General features: G+C 49.6%; 14 protein-coding genes and 2 pseudogenes. 7 read left to right on the forward strand and 9 right to left on the reverse strand.

The genetic code is table 11. The features are described from left to right. Window positions 1-223: 223 nt before the first annotated feature. From IEW12_RS16845 to IEW12_RS29120, 3 genes and pseudogenes are all read right to left on the reverse strand, one after another. The gene (locus tag IEW12_RS16845) at window positions 224-1,129 is read right to left on the reverse strand and encodes a TniQ family protein (protein WP_188567235.1); all 906 of its coding nucleotides are present in this window, start codon (window positions 1,127-1,129) and stop codon (window positions 224-226) included. Window positions 1,130-1,143: 14 nt separating this feature from the next. Next, entirely contained in the window at window positions 1,144-1,611 is a 468-nt protein-coding gene (locus IEW12_RS28885; RefSeq protein ID WP_229751170.1) for a hypothetical protein, read from the reverse strand. Between the two features lie 105 nt (window positions 1,612-1,716). After that, window positions 1,717-1,917 (reverse strand): annotated as a pseudogene (locus IEW12_RS29120) (hypothetical protein); the annotation flags it as partial. A gap of 47 nt (window positions 1,918-1,964) precedes the next feature. Between IEW12_RS29120 and tnpA the strand changes: the two are divergent. Together tnpA and IEW12_RS16860 are read left to right on the forward strand one after the other, a co-directional pair. Next, a complete protein-coding gene (tnpA, locus tag IEW12_RS16855) occupies window positions 1,965-2,336 on the forward strand; it encodes an IS66-like element accessory protein TnpA (protein WP_229751171.1) in 372 nt (123 codons plus the stop codon). A 20-nt stretch (window positions 2,337-2,356) separates the two neighbouring features. Continuing rightward, window positions 2,357-2,815 (forward strand): annotated as a pseudogene (locus IEW12_RS16860) (IS66 family transposase); the annotation flags it as partial. 81 nt (window positions 2,816-2,896) lie between these two features. Here the strand turns inward: IEW12_RS16860 and IEW12_RS16865 are convergent. Then, window positions 2,897-3,739: an AAA family ATPase gene (locus IEW12_RS16865; RefSeq protein WP_229751214.1), complete on the reverse strand. Its 843-nt coding sequence runs from the start codon at window positions 3,737-3,739 to the stop codon at window positions 2,897-2,899. Between the two features lie 301 nt (window positions 3,740-4,040). Further along, a complete protein-coding gene (locus IEW12_RS16870) occupies window positions 4,041-5,996 on the reverse strand; it encodes an LEM-3-like GIY-YIG domain-containing protein (protein ID WP_188567239.1) in 1,956 nt (651 codons plus the stop codon). A gap of 542 nt (window positions 5,997-6,538) precedes the next feature. Between IEW12_RS16870 and IEW12_RS16875 the strand changes: the two genes are divergently transcribed. The 5 genes from IEW12_RS16875 (at window position 6,539) to IEW12_RS16895 (ending at window position 11,989) form a co-directional block, all read left to right on the forward strand. Next, the gene (locus tag IEW12_RS16875) at window positions 6,539-7,402 is read left to right on the forward strand and encodes a DUF4238 domain-containing protein (RefSeq protein WP_188567240.1); all 864 of its coding nucleotides are present in this window, start codon (window positions 6,539-6,541) and stop codon (window positions 7,400-7,402) included. A gap of 676 nt (window positions 7,403-8,078) precedes the next feature. Beyond that, window positions 8,079-8,522 (forward strand): hypothetical protein, encoded by a 444-nt coding sequence (locus IEW12_RS16880; protein WP_188567241.1) that lies wholly within the window; start codon window positions 8,079-8,081, stop codon window positions 8,520-8,522. Between the two features lie 124 nt (window positions 8,523-8,646). Further along, a complete protein-coding gene (locus IEW12_RS16885; RefSeq protein WP_188567242.1) occupies window positions 8,647-10,212 on the forward strand; it encodes a recombinase family protein in 1,566 nt (521 codons plus the stop codon). Continuing rightward, the gene (locus IEW12_RS16890; protein ID WP_188567243.1) at window positions 10,209-11,111 is read left to right on the forward strand and encodes a plasmid partitioning protein RepB C-terminal domain-containing protein; all 903 of its coding nucleotides are present in this window, start codon (window positions 10,209-10,211) and stop codon (window positions 11,109-11,111) included. The genes IEW12_RS16885 and IEW12_RS16890 overlap by 4 nt, the downstream gene beginning before the upstream one ends. Then, a complete protein-coding gene (locus tag IEW12_RS16895) occupies window positions 11,108-11,989 on the forward strand; it encodes a plasmid partitioning protein RepB C-terminal domain-containing protein (protein WP_188567244.1) in 882 nt (293 codons plus the stop codon). The genes IEW12_RS16890 and IEW12_RS16895 overlap by 4 nt, the downstream gene beginning before the upstream one ends. A 372-nt stretch (window positions 11,990-12,361) precedes the next feature. On the opposite strand, the gene IEW12_RS16900 is transcribed toward IEW12_RS16895, so the two are convergent. From IEW12_RS16900 to IEW12_RS16915, 4 genes are all read right to left on the reverse strand, one after another. Beyond that, window positions 12,362-12,937 carry a toll/interleukin-1 receptor domain-containing protein gene (locus tag IEW12_RS16900; protein WP_188567245.1) on the reverse strand — a complete coding sequence of 192 codons (576 nt, stop codon included), beginning with the start codon at window positions 12,935-12,937 and terminating at the stop codon, window positions 12,362-12,364. A 44-nt stretch (window positions 12,938-12,981) separates the two neighbouring features. Further along, window positions 12,982-13,617: a TIR domain-containing protein gene (locus IEW12_RS16905; protein WP_188567246.1), complete on the reverse strand. Its 636-nt coding sequence runs from the start codon at window positions 13,615-13,617 to the stop codon at window positions 12,982-12,984. Between the two features lie 112 nt (window positions 13,618-13,729). After that, a complete protein-coding gene (locus tag IEW12_RS16910) occupies window positions 13,730-14,164 on the reverse strand; it encodes a TIR domain-containing protein (RefSeq protein WP_229751172.1) in 435 nt (144 codons plus the stop codon). Between the two features lie 52 nt (window positions 14,165-14,216). Beyond that, window positions 14,217-15,650 carry an SIR2 family protein gene (locus IEW12_RS16915; protein ID WP_188567248.1) on the reverse strand — a complete coding sequence of 478 codons (1,434 nt, stop codon included), beginning with the start codon at window positions 15,648-15,650 and terminating at the stop codon, window positions 14,217-14,219. Window positions 15,651-15,733 lie beyond the last annotated feature (83 nt).

The raw sequence follows: 15,733 nt of genomic DNA on the forward strand, positions 1-15,733 counted from the left end.
TCAGGTATTTGTATGATTTAGCTCCGTGCCGTTCTGGGAAGCTTCATCCTACGATGCGACGAGCGCGGCCTTCAGCATCCGCTTAGTGCATAGGTCCTTGCAATACAGTTATTAGAGAGCAGTGCTCGGAACAGCAAATTCTAAGGGATTGTGCACCTAGAAAGGTATTAACGCTATTGCGGGAGCTGTGGTAGGCGAGCCTCGCCAGCATCAGCCAAATTAACTATCTCATTTTATAGGCCCAATTTGGCAATCGAACAAGCTCTTCAATGGTACTTTGTTGAGCGACGTGGTTATTCCTGAACGTTTTCCTTCTTCTTCCGGCCCGCTCGTGCAGAAGTTCTCTCTTACGTAGCTTAATTTGCGCCGTTCTCACAAATCGAAGCAATACTTCTTTCTGCCGGGGCTGGCACGGACGATCGAAATCCAGTCGACTCGCGGGCATCAAGAGGCCTGTCTGGTACAGTCGCATCATGACATGCAGTGACAATTTCTCTTGAAGTGGCGAAACCAGGCAATATCCGTTGACTATGCTAGCCATCATATTCCTTTGGGTATGCACTTTCACTTCTAGTTCATCGTCAGCTAATAAAGACATGTCTTCGCCTCCACTTTTTAATTCGGCGTGGCAGAAGTAGCAGAATGCCAGAGTTGGCAAAACCTCGATCGAAGTGAGGATAGCCTTATCCAACTGAAGTTTACTTTTACAGTTAGGGCATTCTGTGAACAGGGGTATCAAATGTCTCGGACATGACTCCCAAAAGCGAAAGCGCCATTCGATACGGAAGTAGGGGATAGCGTCATGTTTGAGACACTGCGGACAGAAAGCAGTCCATGGGGCTTTATTGTTTGTTATCCGTAGGTGTTGTCGTAAGGGCCGTGTTTTTCCAACCGCTTTTGATACCGCAATTGGAATGTCAAAGCTGTGGGGGGCTATTCTGCAAAGTTGCATCAGGTTTGATACCCAAATTGAGAAGAGTTCACGGTCCACATCTTTGGGTTTCTTTGCTCCAAGTATCTCGAATAAATTAGACATAGAAAATCCTTGCTGCTGGCAAAGACGATGTATCCATGAAGATAGCGCTTCACCAGGTAATATTTTGGGTGCACCATAAAGAAAGTAATCCATTTGCTAAATTTCCTCTAGAAGAGTTTTATTTGAGAATGTGGATTGAGATGAAGCAAGCTTGCTTTAGGGTTTTCCCGCTGCTTTCCTACTAAAATCAGCTGGCTAGAAAATTGCCGATCAAATTCAGATAAACCATCCTCCACCATGGTTTCTAGTGCGCTCAACAAAAATGTTGGTCTGATGGCTTCAATCGACTGATGTGAGATAACTTCTGCCATCCTATGGATAGCGCGATCGAGGCAAGCCTCCATCTCGCCAATGCTGAGAGCTTTCTTCGCGGTTCCAGCGCCTGGCATATCTTTTGAAGATTTCTTTATTCCGAGAGCCCATATGACACGCAAAACTCCGTCTACAGACAATTGAGCGAGAGGATCAAAGGCTGGATTGAGGCTGCTAGCCGGCCGATTTGACACCAAAAAATCGTTAATGCGATTTTCAAACCAATAGGAAAATTCAAGTGCGCTTTGGCTGGGGCGTAGCATGGGTGTGTCGCCCAATTCACGCCCGCAAGTGCAGAGCGAGATACCAGGTCTATTCCAGCTCAGCGTTTTCTTGCAGTGGGGGCAGGATTCGATCAACCGAATCTGATGGTGCGGGCAGCAAGTGACAGCTGAAAAGTCCCACACCTTTTTTACGTAGCGGTTTTCGACGACGCATGGAGCACATAGTTGCGGCCTTCGAAGTCGGAGAAAAAACGGTCGCTGAATCACCTGCCCATACACCTCAAAATGGTTCCCGTTAGAATCGCGTTTCAATGTTGCCGTGGTTTGTGCCAGCGCGCTCGGCAATGCTCCGAATAGAGCATCGTGTCCACGTAATTAGTGGACATGTGTACATGATAGATGACGCAATCATGGCGCCGAACCGGCGCAGGCGCTACAGCGCCGAATTCAAAGCCCAGGTGATCAATGCCTGCAAACAGCCTGGCGTATCGATTGCCGCGACTGCATTGCATCATCGCCTGAACGCCAATCTGGTCCGGAATTGGATCAAAGCCCACGACCAGAGAACGATCGAACCGGTGCATAGGGACCCGATTGCTCCTGTCCCGGAATTCATCCCAATTCAACTGCCTGCACCACCAGAGGTGGCCACCACGCCGGATATCGTGATCGAAGTCAAGCGTGGTTCAGCTACAGTAACAGTGCGCTGGCCAGGTGTGGCCGCCGTCGAATGTGCGCAGTGGCTGCAACACTGGCTGCGATGATCCGCATCGATGCGATCTGGCTGTATGAGGTGGAAAGGACCGCCGCGTCACTCGATGGGAAACAACGTCTCGCACTGCGTCAACAGCAGGCCAGTCCGGCGGCGCAAGCGCTGCACAAGTGGTTGCAGACTCAGCGCCAACGGGTACCCACCGGCGGTGCCACGGCCAAGGCGATCGATTACAGCCTGAACCGCTGGTCGGCCCTGACGCACTACCTCAGCGATCCGTTGGTTCCGATCGATAACAACTGGGTCGAGAACCAAATCCGTCCGATCGCGCTGGGCCGAAAAAACTGGATGTTTGCCGGCAGCTTGCGTGCCGGAAAACGTGCGGCGGCCATCATGAGCCTGATCCATTCCGCACGGCTCAATGGCCACGATCCTTACGCCTACCTTCGGGACATTCTTGAGCGCTTGCCATTGCAACCGTTCAGCCGGATCGGCGAACTGCTTCCCCATCTTTGGGACAGCGCGCAATAATTCCTCACCACCATCAAGCCGGCCAGTCAATATGTGTTCGCCGGGCGGTTACTTTTCTCCTAAGAACTACGTGCTACGTCGTTAAATCTCAAGGCTTTTGCTTAAATCAGCAAGGAATTTTTCTGCCTTAATCTTATTTTCGGGAATTGATAGCCAGACAAGTGTCGCGACTTTATACACTGTTTTTAAGTCGGCAATTTCGCCTAAAGCACGCACAACGTTATGAAAGTAATCTTTTGCATCAGTTTGAGCCTGAATTGCTAATGCAGATCTAACTCTTTGCGTGTCAGCTGGGAATGATTCAGAAAATTTAGCTATGTTAGCTTTGACTGCGTCGGCCATAAGCTTCGCAGGATCGTCTGCGTCTGGCAAATAGTGAAACGGAAAATTTACATTCGGCCTATCTATACCTCGTTGGTCTCCGTCGTAAACAAGGCGGATATGAATTTTTTTCAGTTCAGATGGGAAACGCTTCAAAATTTCGTCAAGATCTGTCCACCCGTTCGCCCACCCAATATCTACTAGCTCTAGGAGACTTTCATCTAAGTGAAAAATAAGATATTTGAGAAAAGCGCCCGCACTATTATCCTCCGTAATGATAATCGTTGGCGTCAGGTTTACTATCCGCAGGCTTTCGTGCAAGAGAGTTCTCACTGGCTTATGGTTTAATACAAAGTTGATACCCTCCCGGGTGAGCAACGTTATATTTGCCGCCGCAAAATTTTCCAACGTATGCTGTGAATGTGTCGACACAACCACGGACAGAGATCTGTCGATGGAAGCTTCCGCGATATAATTCATTAACGCGTTCTGAGCACGCGGCGGTAGGTGAGATTCCGGCTCTTCGATTAGGAGGATACTATTTTCGCTTAACCGGCTAAGTGCCCAAATTAAGTAATTTATACATAGCTCCCCTTGGCCCATGTCTTCTGAATTATAAGTAACGTTGCCGACCGTTACCACAAAATATGGGAATGGCGGTTCACCATTATAGTCATCTATCTCGTAAGTTTGGAACGACTCATAGCCTCTACCGCTTATCTCTCTGCGGAGAGCAATTATGGTCTCGGGGTCAAAGGAATGAGGTGCACCTTCTGTCACGGTAGCGAAATCACTATCATTTTGAAGTATGTATTTGATTCGCTGGGAAGTAAGGGCCGCATCAACATATTCTACCTTACACCCTTCATTTTCCGGTTCCAGATCCGGTAACAGGAGCGCAGTATTACAGCACCAATCTTATCCAGGCAGGTAATCCCCGTGACAAGGCTTTTTTTGTTGTGGAGGAAATAAAACTATCTGCTGTCGAATATTTTTGCTGCAAGAACGGTAGTGAACGCCAGGCAGACGACTTCGAATCAAACCTTTTCCAAATGCCAGCGTCGAAGATCTCTACTGCGCGGGCGGCGTTATGGAGCTGGGTGCCACTGCCATTCGATCGTGCAATGAGCGTCGAGTGTTTTCCTTCCAAATCGACAGGGTAGAGAGGAAGCTCATCCCACCCGAGTACATTCATCAGGGGGTCGAAAGACTGGTTTTTCTCCAGGTACGCCTTGCGTCGCTTTCGATACAGTGGAGCGCTTGAGTTTTTGGCGCGGCCCCTGAATATGTCGACTGCCCTAGTGGTCCCGAATACCTTCCCATCAAAGAGATATCCTGACACGGGTACACGGAGATCCACCTTGGTCATCTCGGCATACAGCGGGGCCTGCAATCTCGTAGAGTAGACATTGAACCCTTTTGGAAAAGCTTGTGGGTTTTCCTCGTTTTCCGCGTCTTTCTTCCATTTCGTGAAGTACGCATGGACGGTGCCGCGGCTCAGCTTGAAGAAGGTGTCCGCTGCCTGCATGCTCGGAAAGAAGCGATCCGCAACTTTGACGTAGCTTTCTAACGGTCCACTTCCCAGTAGGAAAGGATCAATCTCCGGGTAACGCGGCTGCCCTTTGGCATCCGGTATGTTCAGGCCGCACGGGAAAACCCCTGCGTTCTCGTACCTCAATATCTGGCTTCTGAAGCTGCCGTATGCAATTTTCCGCCAGTGCGGCGACGCTTCGTATGCTTGCAGTGTATTGGCATAAACTACGCTATCGAGCATGACCGGTTCGGCAACCAGGGTTCGCAGTTGGTCGGCGCTTTTGCGCTTGGAGGCCTCCTGCAGCGTCTCGTCGTGTTCTTTGAATAACTTCGTTCCCTGTTCATCGAGGATGTTAAAGCCTTCTGAGAAGTGGTTCTGTTCGACCATTCTCCGGAATCGCGCCGCCAGATTGGAAGGGGTCCCTGTGCCATCTTCGTTTTCTGTCGCGTCGGATAATGTATGATAAGCATTCCCATTTACGAGATAGCGGGCATAGGGGTAGCGCGTGTCCCAAGCTTTCCCGTAGCCGGCAGATATGTTTTCCCCTTTTTTTGCATCGATTTCGCTCCAGGACGTCTCGATAAAAAATGGTTTTTCGTCAACCATGTAGTTGAAGCCAAGCGGAAAAAGTTCGAGCTGTGCCCGGTGGCTGTACCAGCTCTTGAAGGCATTGTAGTCGGTGCAATACTTGGAATCCTTGCTCACCCTAAGTGCTGTCGAGATGGTAGCTGCTTCGTTGGCATGGAATGCAGCCTTGATGGACGTGTAAAGGTTACCGTTGAACCTGACGGGCTGGCTCGCCATTTCGCTTAGTATTGCCTTGACGTGGGGCGGCATAGCCAGACCCGCCACCCCTTCGCCCCCTTCCGTCAGGTTCGTGAGGATTCCCGTCTTGATGGCCCTACGCCCCCACTGCGCAATGAGTTTCTTCTCGAGTGCTAGCGCGTATTCGTGGGTGTGACATGGAATCATTTGTACGAGGACGTTTTCACGGCCCACGGACCTGATGACGCGAATCTTGTGTTTATTCAGGGACTGGTTATATTCTTTTTCTGCTGCCGCCTCGTAGAAATGGTGGGCGAACCGTCTCCCCGCCCCTTTTCCGACATAAAAAGGTTGAGGCACTCCGTCATGCTGCTTATCCGGACGCCGGAGAATATAGACATAGTCGAGCACCGACTCGTTCAACGCTAGGCTCACATCCTTGATCAAGTCCGAATATTTGAATGCCGGCAGCGTGCCGACGACAGGAACGACGTAGTGTTGCTGAACATAATCGTGAAGATTGCGCTGCGCGCTTTCTGGGGCTGTAGTGGTGTTTTCCATTGTCATGGCCTGAATGGCACTTTATAGGGAGTCGGCAGCAGCGTAAAACGTTTCGCCTGGGTTCATCTGGCTCCCTGCGATATTTCCGCTACCGTATGCCCGCGCGTACCGGCCGCTTCGCATTCCATCAATGAAGTTTGCTGGCTGCGCGGGCGGTGTGAAGTTATGCTGAGGGGCCGCATCTTTCCCGGCGCCTCGTGCCATCAGGTAGCGTAAGAATGCAGCGTAATGCACCGGTCACTCCGTCGCTAGCAAGGTTTTTCGTTCCGCAAATAATTGTCGCAACTTGAATTTTCATCCGACGCTTTCGCTACAGCATGGCTATCCATTGGCAAAAAAGTACCTTGCCAGTGTACGTAGCGGATGATGTAATGTCCAGAAGAACCCTTCCGGATCCGCATACCCCAACGCGCTCAGACGAACCGCTGGAGTGGCAGGAACAGGGACGGCTTGGATTTTCTGCACCTGAGTCGTATTATTGATCGCATCTCTCTGAATCAAGAGGGAAATCCCTAACGAAGAACAAACCCTACATGTGAACCATGACATTTGAAAAACAGAATCATCACTACGTGCCCCAATTCTGGCAACGTGGCTTTCGCGACCAGAATGGCCAACTTTTTGGACGGATGGGGGCGACGGTAAAATTGGTTTCGCCACGAACGACGATGCAAGGAGATTGGCTCTACACAGTATTCGACAACCAGTGGAACCCGTCGGATTCGCTTGAGGATGCGCTTTCGGTCCTTGAGGGAGCGACCGCAGCACTATTTCGTCGGATCGGCGCACCCGGCAGCGTTAGCTCAGCGGCCGATCGCAACGAGCTGTGTTCGGCGCTCGCCTTACAGGCGTGTCGCCACCCAGATATCATGGGGCGAGGACACCGACGAGGGAAGGATCTTGGTGCGTTAATCGCGAGGGCATCCGACCTTTCACTTTCCGATTTCACAAAGGAAATGGCGGATTTTGGTGTCGCAGCTACCGAAGCTCTAGCGGCTTATAACATTTTGATCGCAAGTCCCCCTGAGCAACTCGCTCGAGAGTTGGATGAGCTCAATGCGCTCTCCCCTCAAGACCCTCAGCTTCCGGAGCAGGAGGCGCTACGCGCTCAACCAGTAGTTTGTGCACAGCTACAGAAAATGGAGTTCACTTTGCTTGATGCGCCGCCCGGTGCCGAGTTTGTGCTGGGTGACACACCAATCCCACAGCAGGACCTCAGTCACGGATTTTCTGTGCCCTTATCAAAGTCGGTGGCAGTTTTGGCGGAGCCGGCGACTGCTCCTCAAGCGACGATAGCACGGCGCAGCGCGACAACAGCAGAGGTGGATGCAATCAATAGGACTCAGTGGGATAACTCACGTCGTGTTGTTGTGGGCTCAAGCAAGCCGATTCTGGCGGCGCTGTAAGTGCGGAAAGATGGGATTCCTTACACCTTATTGACGTGCTCACGCATCGCAGGGCCTTGTTCGATATTCCGTGAGATGTTCGATGTTTGCCAGCCAATCCAAAAATGCAGTAAAACGTCCCTTTCCGGCACACGCTCAAACCGTTGCCAGTGCGAGTTAACGTTTGTTTTGGCACTTGGCCCTGTTGGAGGAAAAATCCAGAAACCCAATAACGGCGAGCGCTATGCGGAATTTTGAGATGGAATGAATTTACAGGTTATTTGGCACAGAATCAGCCAGACTCGGAGGTTTTGCGGGTCATTTGGCACTAGAAATCGCAACTAGTGTAGGAGGCGGGCAACTAAGTCATTGAAAAAATGAGGATTTTGCATGAATGAGACGCCGTGCCAAAAGGTGCGCAAATCGGCGCCAAATCAAACGCTAACTTACACAGGCTACAGGCAGAAGTACTATCAACGATTGTTAATACGACGCGAATCTAGAGATCTGTCAGGGTTTCAGCCCAGATTGAGCTTAAAAATTTTCGGAAGAAGATATTAATTACGCCGAAACTACATTGAAATAATAGTAGTCTCACATCCAATGGTCGCTTTGCAGAGTCTCATCACACAAGAAATAATTCAACGATAGCCAATACACTCTCGACCACAACTAGTGAAACTGTTAGAACGCAGCAATGGAAACTCACGCCTGTCCTGCTTGCGGCAAACTATTTCTACCGCGTCCTCAAAATCCTTCCCAAGCCTATTGCTCCAGTAAAGGTTGTCAGCAAGAACGCCGACGCCGCTGGCAGCAAGCCAAGCGCGAAAACGACGAGGACTATCGCGACAACCAAAAGCGCGCCCAACAAGCCTGGAAAACACAAAATCCAAGTTACTGGCGCGACTACCGCCGCCTCCATCCGCAATATGCGGAGGCCAATCGTGCCCAGCAACTGGTACGTAACTACAAGAATTGCTCCATCCTGATTGCAAAGATGGACGCGTCAACACAGCACAATTCCATGCATGCAGGTCTTTACAAGATGGTCATTCTGCCGGGGCCATTGATTGCAAAGAAGAACGCGTGGATGGTCTTTCTTAGCCCCTGTTCTCGCAGCAATCTCATGTATGTCCCCTGATTGCAAAGAGAGGACGCGTGGCAGAGTGACATTCTCTATGCTAATTTGATAAATGCATTTTGCTGCAGGAAGTGCGTGTTCACCGCCTTAAATTGCCTCGGCGGACCCTATGGAACGACGGCAAATGAAAATAAATCCAGAAAGCTTTACCTCCCTCGCGCAGCCGATACGATTCCAGGCTGCCGAATACGTACGCATGTCCACCGAGCACCAACAATACTCGACCGACAACCAGCGCCAAAAAATCAGGGAATACGCTGAGCAGCGCAATATCAATGTCGTCAAGACCTATGCCGACGAAGGCAAAAGCGGCCTGCGCATTGACGGCCGACTGGCGCTACAGCAACTGATTAAGGATGTCGAAAGCGGCACGACCGCCTTCACAATGATCTTGGTATACGACGTCAGCCGTTGGGGCCGATTCCAGGACGCTGACGAGAGCGCCTATTACGAATATATTTGCCGCAGGGCAGGCATCCAGGTTGCCTACTGTGCCGAGCAATTCGAGAACGATGGCTCTCCTGTCTCTACCATCGTTAAGGGCGTCAAACGGGCAATGGCCGGTGAATACAGCCGCGAGCTATCGGCCAAGGTCTTCGCTGGTCAATGCCGGCTGATCGAGCTGGGTTACCGGCAGGGTGGTTTGGCCGGATACGGCCTGCGCCGCGTGCTGATCGACCAGCACGGCGTCATGAAGGCTGAGCTTTCCTGCGGTGAACATAAGAGCCTGCAAACCGACCGCGTCATTCTGGTGCCAGGCCCGGAAGACGAGGTCAAGGTGGTCCACACTATATATAAGTGGTTCATCGACGACAGCCTGGCGGAGTCGGAAATCGCCGAGCGGCTCAATGGTATGGCGATATGTACCGATCTAGGGCGGACTTGGACCCGCGCCACAGTACACGAAGTATTAACCAACGAAAAATACATCGGTAATAACATCTACAACCGGACCTCCTTTAAGCTCAAGAAGATGCGTGTCGTCAACACGCCCGACATGTGGATCAAGAAGGAAGGCGCATTTGCGCCCATCGTGCCGTCAGACATGTTCTACACAGCCCAGGGCATGATTCGTGCGCGGTGTCGACGATTCACGAATGAAGAATTGATCGAGCGGCTGCGCTCTCTATATAAGAATCGCGGCTTACTGTCTGGTTTGATCATCGACGAAATGGATGGCATGCCATCATCATGCGTCTATGCGCACCGCTTCGGCAGCCTGATCCGCGCATACGAGATGGTCGGCTTCACCCCGGACCGCGACTATCGCTATTTAGAGATAAACCGTTATCTGCGGCGCCTCTATCCCAAAATCGTACTCCAGACCGAAAGCCAAATCGCCGAGCTGGGTGGCCAAGTCGAGCGTGACCCAGCCACCGACCTGCTGAGGCTGAACCGTGAGTTCAGCACTTCCCTGGTGTTGGCGCGTTGCCACGTTATGGGCTCTGGCCGGAATTGCTGGAAAGTGCGTTTCGACACTAGTCTGGCTCCCGACATTACTGTGGTTGTGCGGCTGGAACAGGATAATCAATCGCCGCTCGACTACTACCTAATGCCGCGCCTCGACTTCGGCCAGGCGCGCGTCAACCTCGCCGATCAAAACGCCATCGAATATGAGAGCTACCGCTTTGACACGCTGGACTACCTCTATGGCATGGCCGAGCGCGCACGTATGCGGAGAGCGGCATGACGCAAGAACATCAATCTGGGGAACTGCGATTGATTCCGCTGGACCGGATCGACGTGCTGAATCCGCGTGAGCGCAATCTCAAAGTGTTTGAGGAAATCATCGGCAATATCCGCGCGATCGGTCTCAAAAAGCCGATCACCGTCACACCGCGTACTGGTCCGGATGACCAGGAGCGCTACTTGCTGGTATGTGGAGAAGGAAGAATGAAGGCGTTCAAATCTCTGGGAGAGACCATGATCCCAGCGTTGGTGATTCAGATCAGCGATGAAGACGCCGCTATTATGAGCCTGGCTGAGAATATCGCCCGCCGCCAGTACCGTCCGCTGGAACTGCTAACCAGTATCAAGAGCTTGTACGACCAGGGCTACGACAAGAAAGCCATTGCTCAAAAGACCGGCTTGACCACCGAATACGTTTGCGGTATCACTGTTTTGCTGGAACGCGGCGAAGAGCGCCTATTGATTGCAGTGCAGAAAGGGAAAATTCCACTGAATACTGCCATGACCATAGCCGGCGCTGGCGACGACAATAAATCGGTGCAAACGGCGCTGCAAGATGCGTATGAGACTGGTAAGTTGCGCGGCAAGCATTTGAAGGAAGCGCGTCGCGTCATTGAACGCCGACAAACCTTAGGCCGGTCGGCCGCGCGGGGAACACCCCGCAAGCGCGCCGACATCACCACGTCCAGCCTAGTGCGCACCTATCAAAAGGAAGTGGATCGGCAAAGGCTGATGGTGAAGAAAGCGGAATTCGCCCAGCAGCGCTTCTTATTTGTAGTGAGCGCGTTGCGGCAGCTACTATCCGACGAAAATTTTACGAACTTGCTGCGCGCTGAAGGCTTGGACACTCTCCCCAAATTCCTGGCCGAACGCGTTTGGACGAATGGGAGTAAGCCATGACGGGAGTTTCGCTAGGTTTTTCGCTAGAACCCCTCTCGGTGCCTCTGGACAGTCTGCTGCCATCTAGGAAAACCCCGGAAGGCCTGTTCACTTCCCGGAAATTCAAGCAAATCCGTTCCTCTATTGAGGAGATCGGTTTAATTGAACCCCTCTCCGTCACTCCAGTAATCCGCGACTCTGGACAGCATATGCTGTTGGACGGTCACATTCGTCTTATTGCGCTACGAAATTTGAGTTTTTCGGATGCGCCATGCCTGGTAGCGACCGACGATGAAGGCTATACGTACAATACCCGTATCAACCGTCTCTCTACCATTCAGGAGCACTTGATGATACGACGCGCAGTGGAGCGCGGTGTTTCGCCCGATCGTTTGGCGAAGGCTCTCAATATGGATGTCAGCCAAATCGTTAAGAGAATGAATTTGCTGGATGGAATCTGCCCGGAGGCTGCCGAAATGCTCAAGGACAGGCAGTTTTCAACGGAGATCTCTCGCATGCTGAGGAAAATGAAGCCGACTCGACAAGTCGAATGCGTCGAGTTGATGGTTGCTGCGAATACGGTAACGACCGCCTATGCCGAAGCGATGCTGGTCGCCACGCCGGCCGAACTACTCCTAGAGGGCAAGAAGACATTGAAACTAGCCGGCGTCACGCAAGAGCAATTGGCCAAGATGGAGCGAGAGATGGCAAGCCTGCAAGGGCAGTACAAGATGGTTGAACAAACATACGGCCAGGATGTGCTGAACCTGGTACTAGCACGCGGCTATCTGCTTAAGCTTCTCGAAAATAAGGCAGCTTCACAATACATCCAGAAATGGCAGGCGGACGTACTCGCTGAATTTGAATCCATTGTGCGGACGGTCGCGCTAGATCACTAAATTGTAGTAACGCAGACTTGACTTATTTTTCTACGGCTTCTATTGGTCAAAGTTCCTTCCGTCAACTGAGAGACTGTAAGCCTAGGCCTGGTATGAAAGCCGCATGATTATTCTGTCGCGCGGCGAAGCACCCATCGCTACCATCCGACACATCAGCGAAACAGAATTGGATGCAAGAAGGCACATTGCATCGGGACTGTTGAAGAAAGGTTCTTTACCTTGACGCCATACAAGCGCAGTTGCTCCCGAAGGTATCGCTCCGATTGGCTGGATAGAATAGAATCCTACGTTCAAATAAATTGATAAAATCACGACCACCCCGATCACGCTCGCGAATATTTTTTTCATTTTTGTTTGTAATTGTGATTTCTATTATCGAGAGTATGGCTCGGCACCCTGTAGCCACTGATCGAAGAGAACATAGCAGGTCGAAGATGTTTGGATCCAGAGCTTTTCAACCGTACCACCGTTCTGTAGATCTTTCGTTACATATGGATAAACTCCTAAATATTCTTGGCCAACGTAGCTATTACCATAATTTTGAGAAACAGGGAGAATAGCGGCTCTTCTGTTGTGACCGTCTTTGAATCCGAGCTCCCATGGCATCCATTTAGAGGAACTGCTGTTACTGGTAGTGGCGAAGAATAGGCATTTGCTGTTTAACATGCGCTGGCGCAACACTTGGGCGGTCTCTTTTGAAACGCTTTCCCTGCTCAAGTGTCGATCATGAATCCAGTCTACATATACGCTATAACCCATATCCTCAAGGCTCAACCAAATGCCAAGTACTAGTTTCTGGTCATTCCAGCTGTGAGAGAGAAAAATGTCAAAATGACCGACATGGCCTGTAGCCAGGGCTTTCTCGTTTAGTATTTCTCCTGTCGATCTGTAATATGGCGTACTTCGATCAGCACGAGCCCTCAGGTCAGATTCTTTAAATAGTGCCATTACATGCTCTTAGTATTATTTTCTTATCGTCAAAACCAGCCACTTCAGCTCAAGAGTTTTTTAAGGTTATCCCAATTCCACGCATAAAGCCGTCCTGCATCTGGAACCGCCGTATATTCACCATTTTTATAGCCGATAATCTGAACAATCTTGACACCAGCTTTGCGTGCCATCGCAACTTCCTTTAGTACTCCATGGGCCTTGTACGTTTTGGGCCCAACCATGACCAAAACAATTTCTGAGCGACCAATTGCTGCATTGGCTTTAGATTCCCAATCTTTTTCCGGCGCAGCCTCTTTTAATGAGTAATCAGTAATTTGAAATGGGGAATCCTCTTTTTTTGCCTGACCTAAAATAAATTCTTTAAGTGCGCGGTCATTGTCAAAGTCGAAACTGACAAAAACAGATTTTTTTACCATCCTATTTCCTTTCATAAAACCTCTGGCCAAACTGCCAGCCATCCCTCCGAATACCATGCCGCCAATTCCTGGCATGAGCGAATTCCCGATTAGCGCGCCGGCACCAAATGCCATCGCTTCTGCTGACGAAATTTGGCCTTTGTGAACAGCGCAAAATTCTTTGCCTGACGTAGCTGAATTGAGACATTGTCGACCAACCTTAGTTTTACCATTGCAGCGCCCCATTTTCCCCATAATCCTTTTTTTTTCGATGCTAGACACTATGACCATCTAGTCATCAGGCTCGATAAGTACTTCAGAAAATATTTTGTCTATCGTCAGTCGAACGATAATTATCAAAACTGGATCACTAGCTAATCTCGTAAACCACCCTTTAAGCTCTTAGTGCTATTGCCTCTTCAATCCATTTTTCAAGATTGTCTTTAATATCGTTGTAGGCATTATTTACAGAAGGGTTTTTACAAGGAATGGTTTTAACTTTCCCATCAGAATCAGTGAATTTGAGTCCAGTGAACGGGCTAGCTCCCATGCTTCCTTTGCCGTTGTTAGGGCAATTTAGGCTATGAATGTGAATGCCCAATAGACCCCGACCATCTTTCCAGGCTTTTTCGATTTCGTATTTGACCCACGGTCTTGAAGCGGTTTCTTCTCCAATAAGCACAACGACGCAGGTTCTGCCGTCCATGTTATCGTCGATCCATTTCTTTATAGAAGCGTCTCCACTTTTTTTGACGGTCTCCCAATCATTGGCAGATACAGGTTTGTTATCTTCTAGTGAGCCGATGTTTCGAATTTGTTGTACTCTCATTACATCGTTCTTAAAATGAAAACTATAGAATGTCTTTCTTTTAGGCATGTTGTTACCTATTTAGTTGTTGAACTATGTGAATCACTTTTTTAACAATATCGTCAGCCTCGGCCTTAATAGTTGCCAGCTCTTTCACAAGAGGAAAAATCCAATCTAGTTCGCCGTAAAATTTCTTTGGATCTACCTCAATAGCTTCATATAGCTTACGGGAGATGTATTCGGTAGCACCGATTGGAATTGGAACTAGCCCCTGTTGCACGGCTATTTCAAATTCACGAGTTACGCCACCCGCGAGTACAATGTTTTTCTTTTCGTCGAGCTTATTTCCAAAAACAAAAATGGCAACTCCAGCCAATGCGATCATTCTTTGCCGATACTCCTCCCACATATCCTGCAGTTTTTTTCCGCCCGTTTCGTATTGGGGAAACGGGCGAATAATCAATTGATCTTCGGAATAACGCTCGGGGTTCTCGTAAACTGCTTCCAATGCACCATTGATAACTGCGCTTCCAACTCCCCAGCCAAAGCCATTTACGACGCGATGCCCAGATGTCACTAGACCTTTACTAAGGGAATGTACAAATTTTTGCGCTGCCAAACGATCCCAATTTCCGTATTCCTCAGCGCTCCCCGAGACAAAAATAGTTTTCTTCCTGAATCGGTACTCGATTTCTCTTAGTACATCGACAATAACCGGATAGTCGTCAATCAATAGGGTACTAATCTTGTAGCGCTTTAGGTCGGCAATTCTTAAATCTTGTTTCCTGACTTTGTAATTAAATATGTCATCGTCATCACCTTCAACCTTTACTTCTTTTTTCATAAAGCAATAGTGCTGCCGATCTACTGGCTGGGCATTAAGCCTACTGAGGACATAGTCTAGATTTGGGTCAGTAAAACTAAAACCTATAAATAGGAAGGTCTTTGAAATAAGATCACCACTCAACGCAGTAATAAATGCTTCGTGCGTGCGGTAGTAAGATTCATATTGTTCTTTAGCGATTATTGCATCCGCTGGCGAATGAACATCGCCGTGCATTTTATAAACCACCACATCCCGCTTTGGCCTTGTGGTTGCTAGCTGCTTCACCTGATGCTTAACATCGGCAACCTTGAACGCTTGCTTGAGAGAGTCCTCAATTACTGTGTCATAGTTAGTGGTCCAATATGTAGGAATGGGCAAACGCGCCAATATCCTGTGCGTTTCAGATGCCTCGGCTTGATGAGAAAACTCTTCTAAAATCTTCTTTGTGATCCCCGCCTTGTTGCCGCGATGATTCACATGGTACTGGGCTAAGGAAATAAGATCGTGCTCCCGATCGATCCTCAAACCTAGCTCATCGGCAATATCAGTTAAAAGGCTTGGCCAATCAACGTAACCAACGCTTTTCGACATTCCCGCCCCGGCGAATATGGCTACATTTTTTTCTGTCAGGTCTTTCACAAAGTCTTTAATAAACGCTTCAATTGACTTATCAAATTTCATAATTTCTTCCGCTTGATTCTTAGTTAGGACGCTGCAAAGCTACGAAGCCGATCATATAAATACAATTTGAAATGTTTGGATGT

The organism is Parundibacterium terreum (genome assembly GCF_014636315.1).
GTDB classification, from domain to species: domain Bacteria; phylum Pseudomonadota; class Gammaproteobacteria; order Burkholderiales; family Burkholderiaceae_D; genus Undibacterium; species Undibacterium terreum.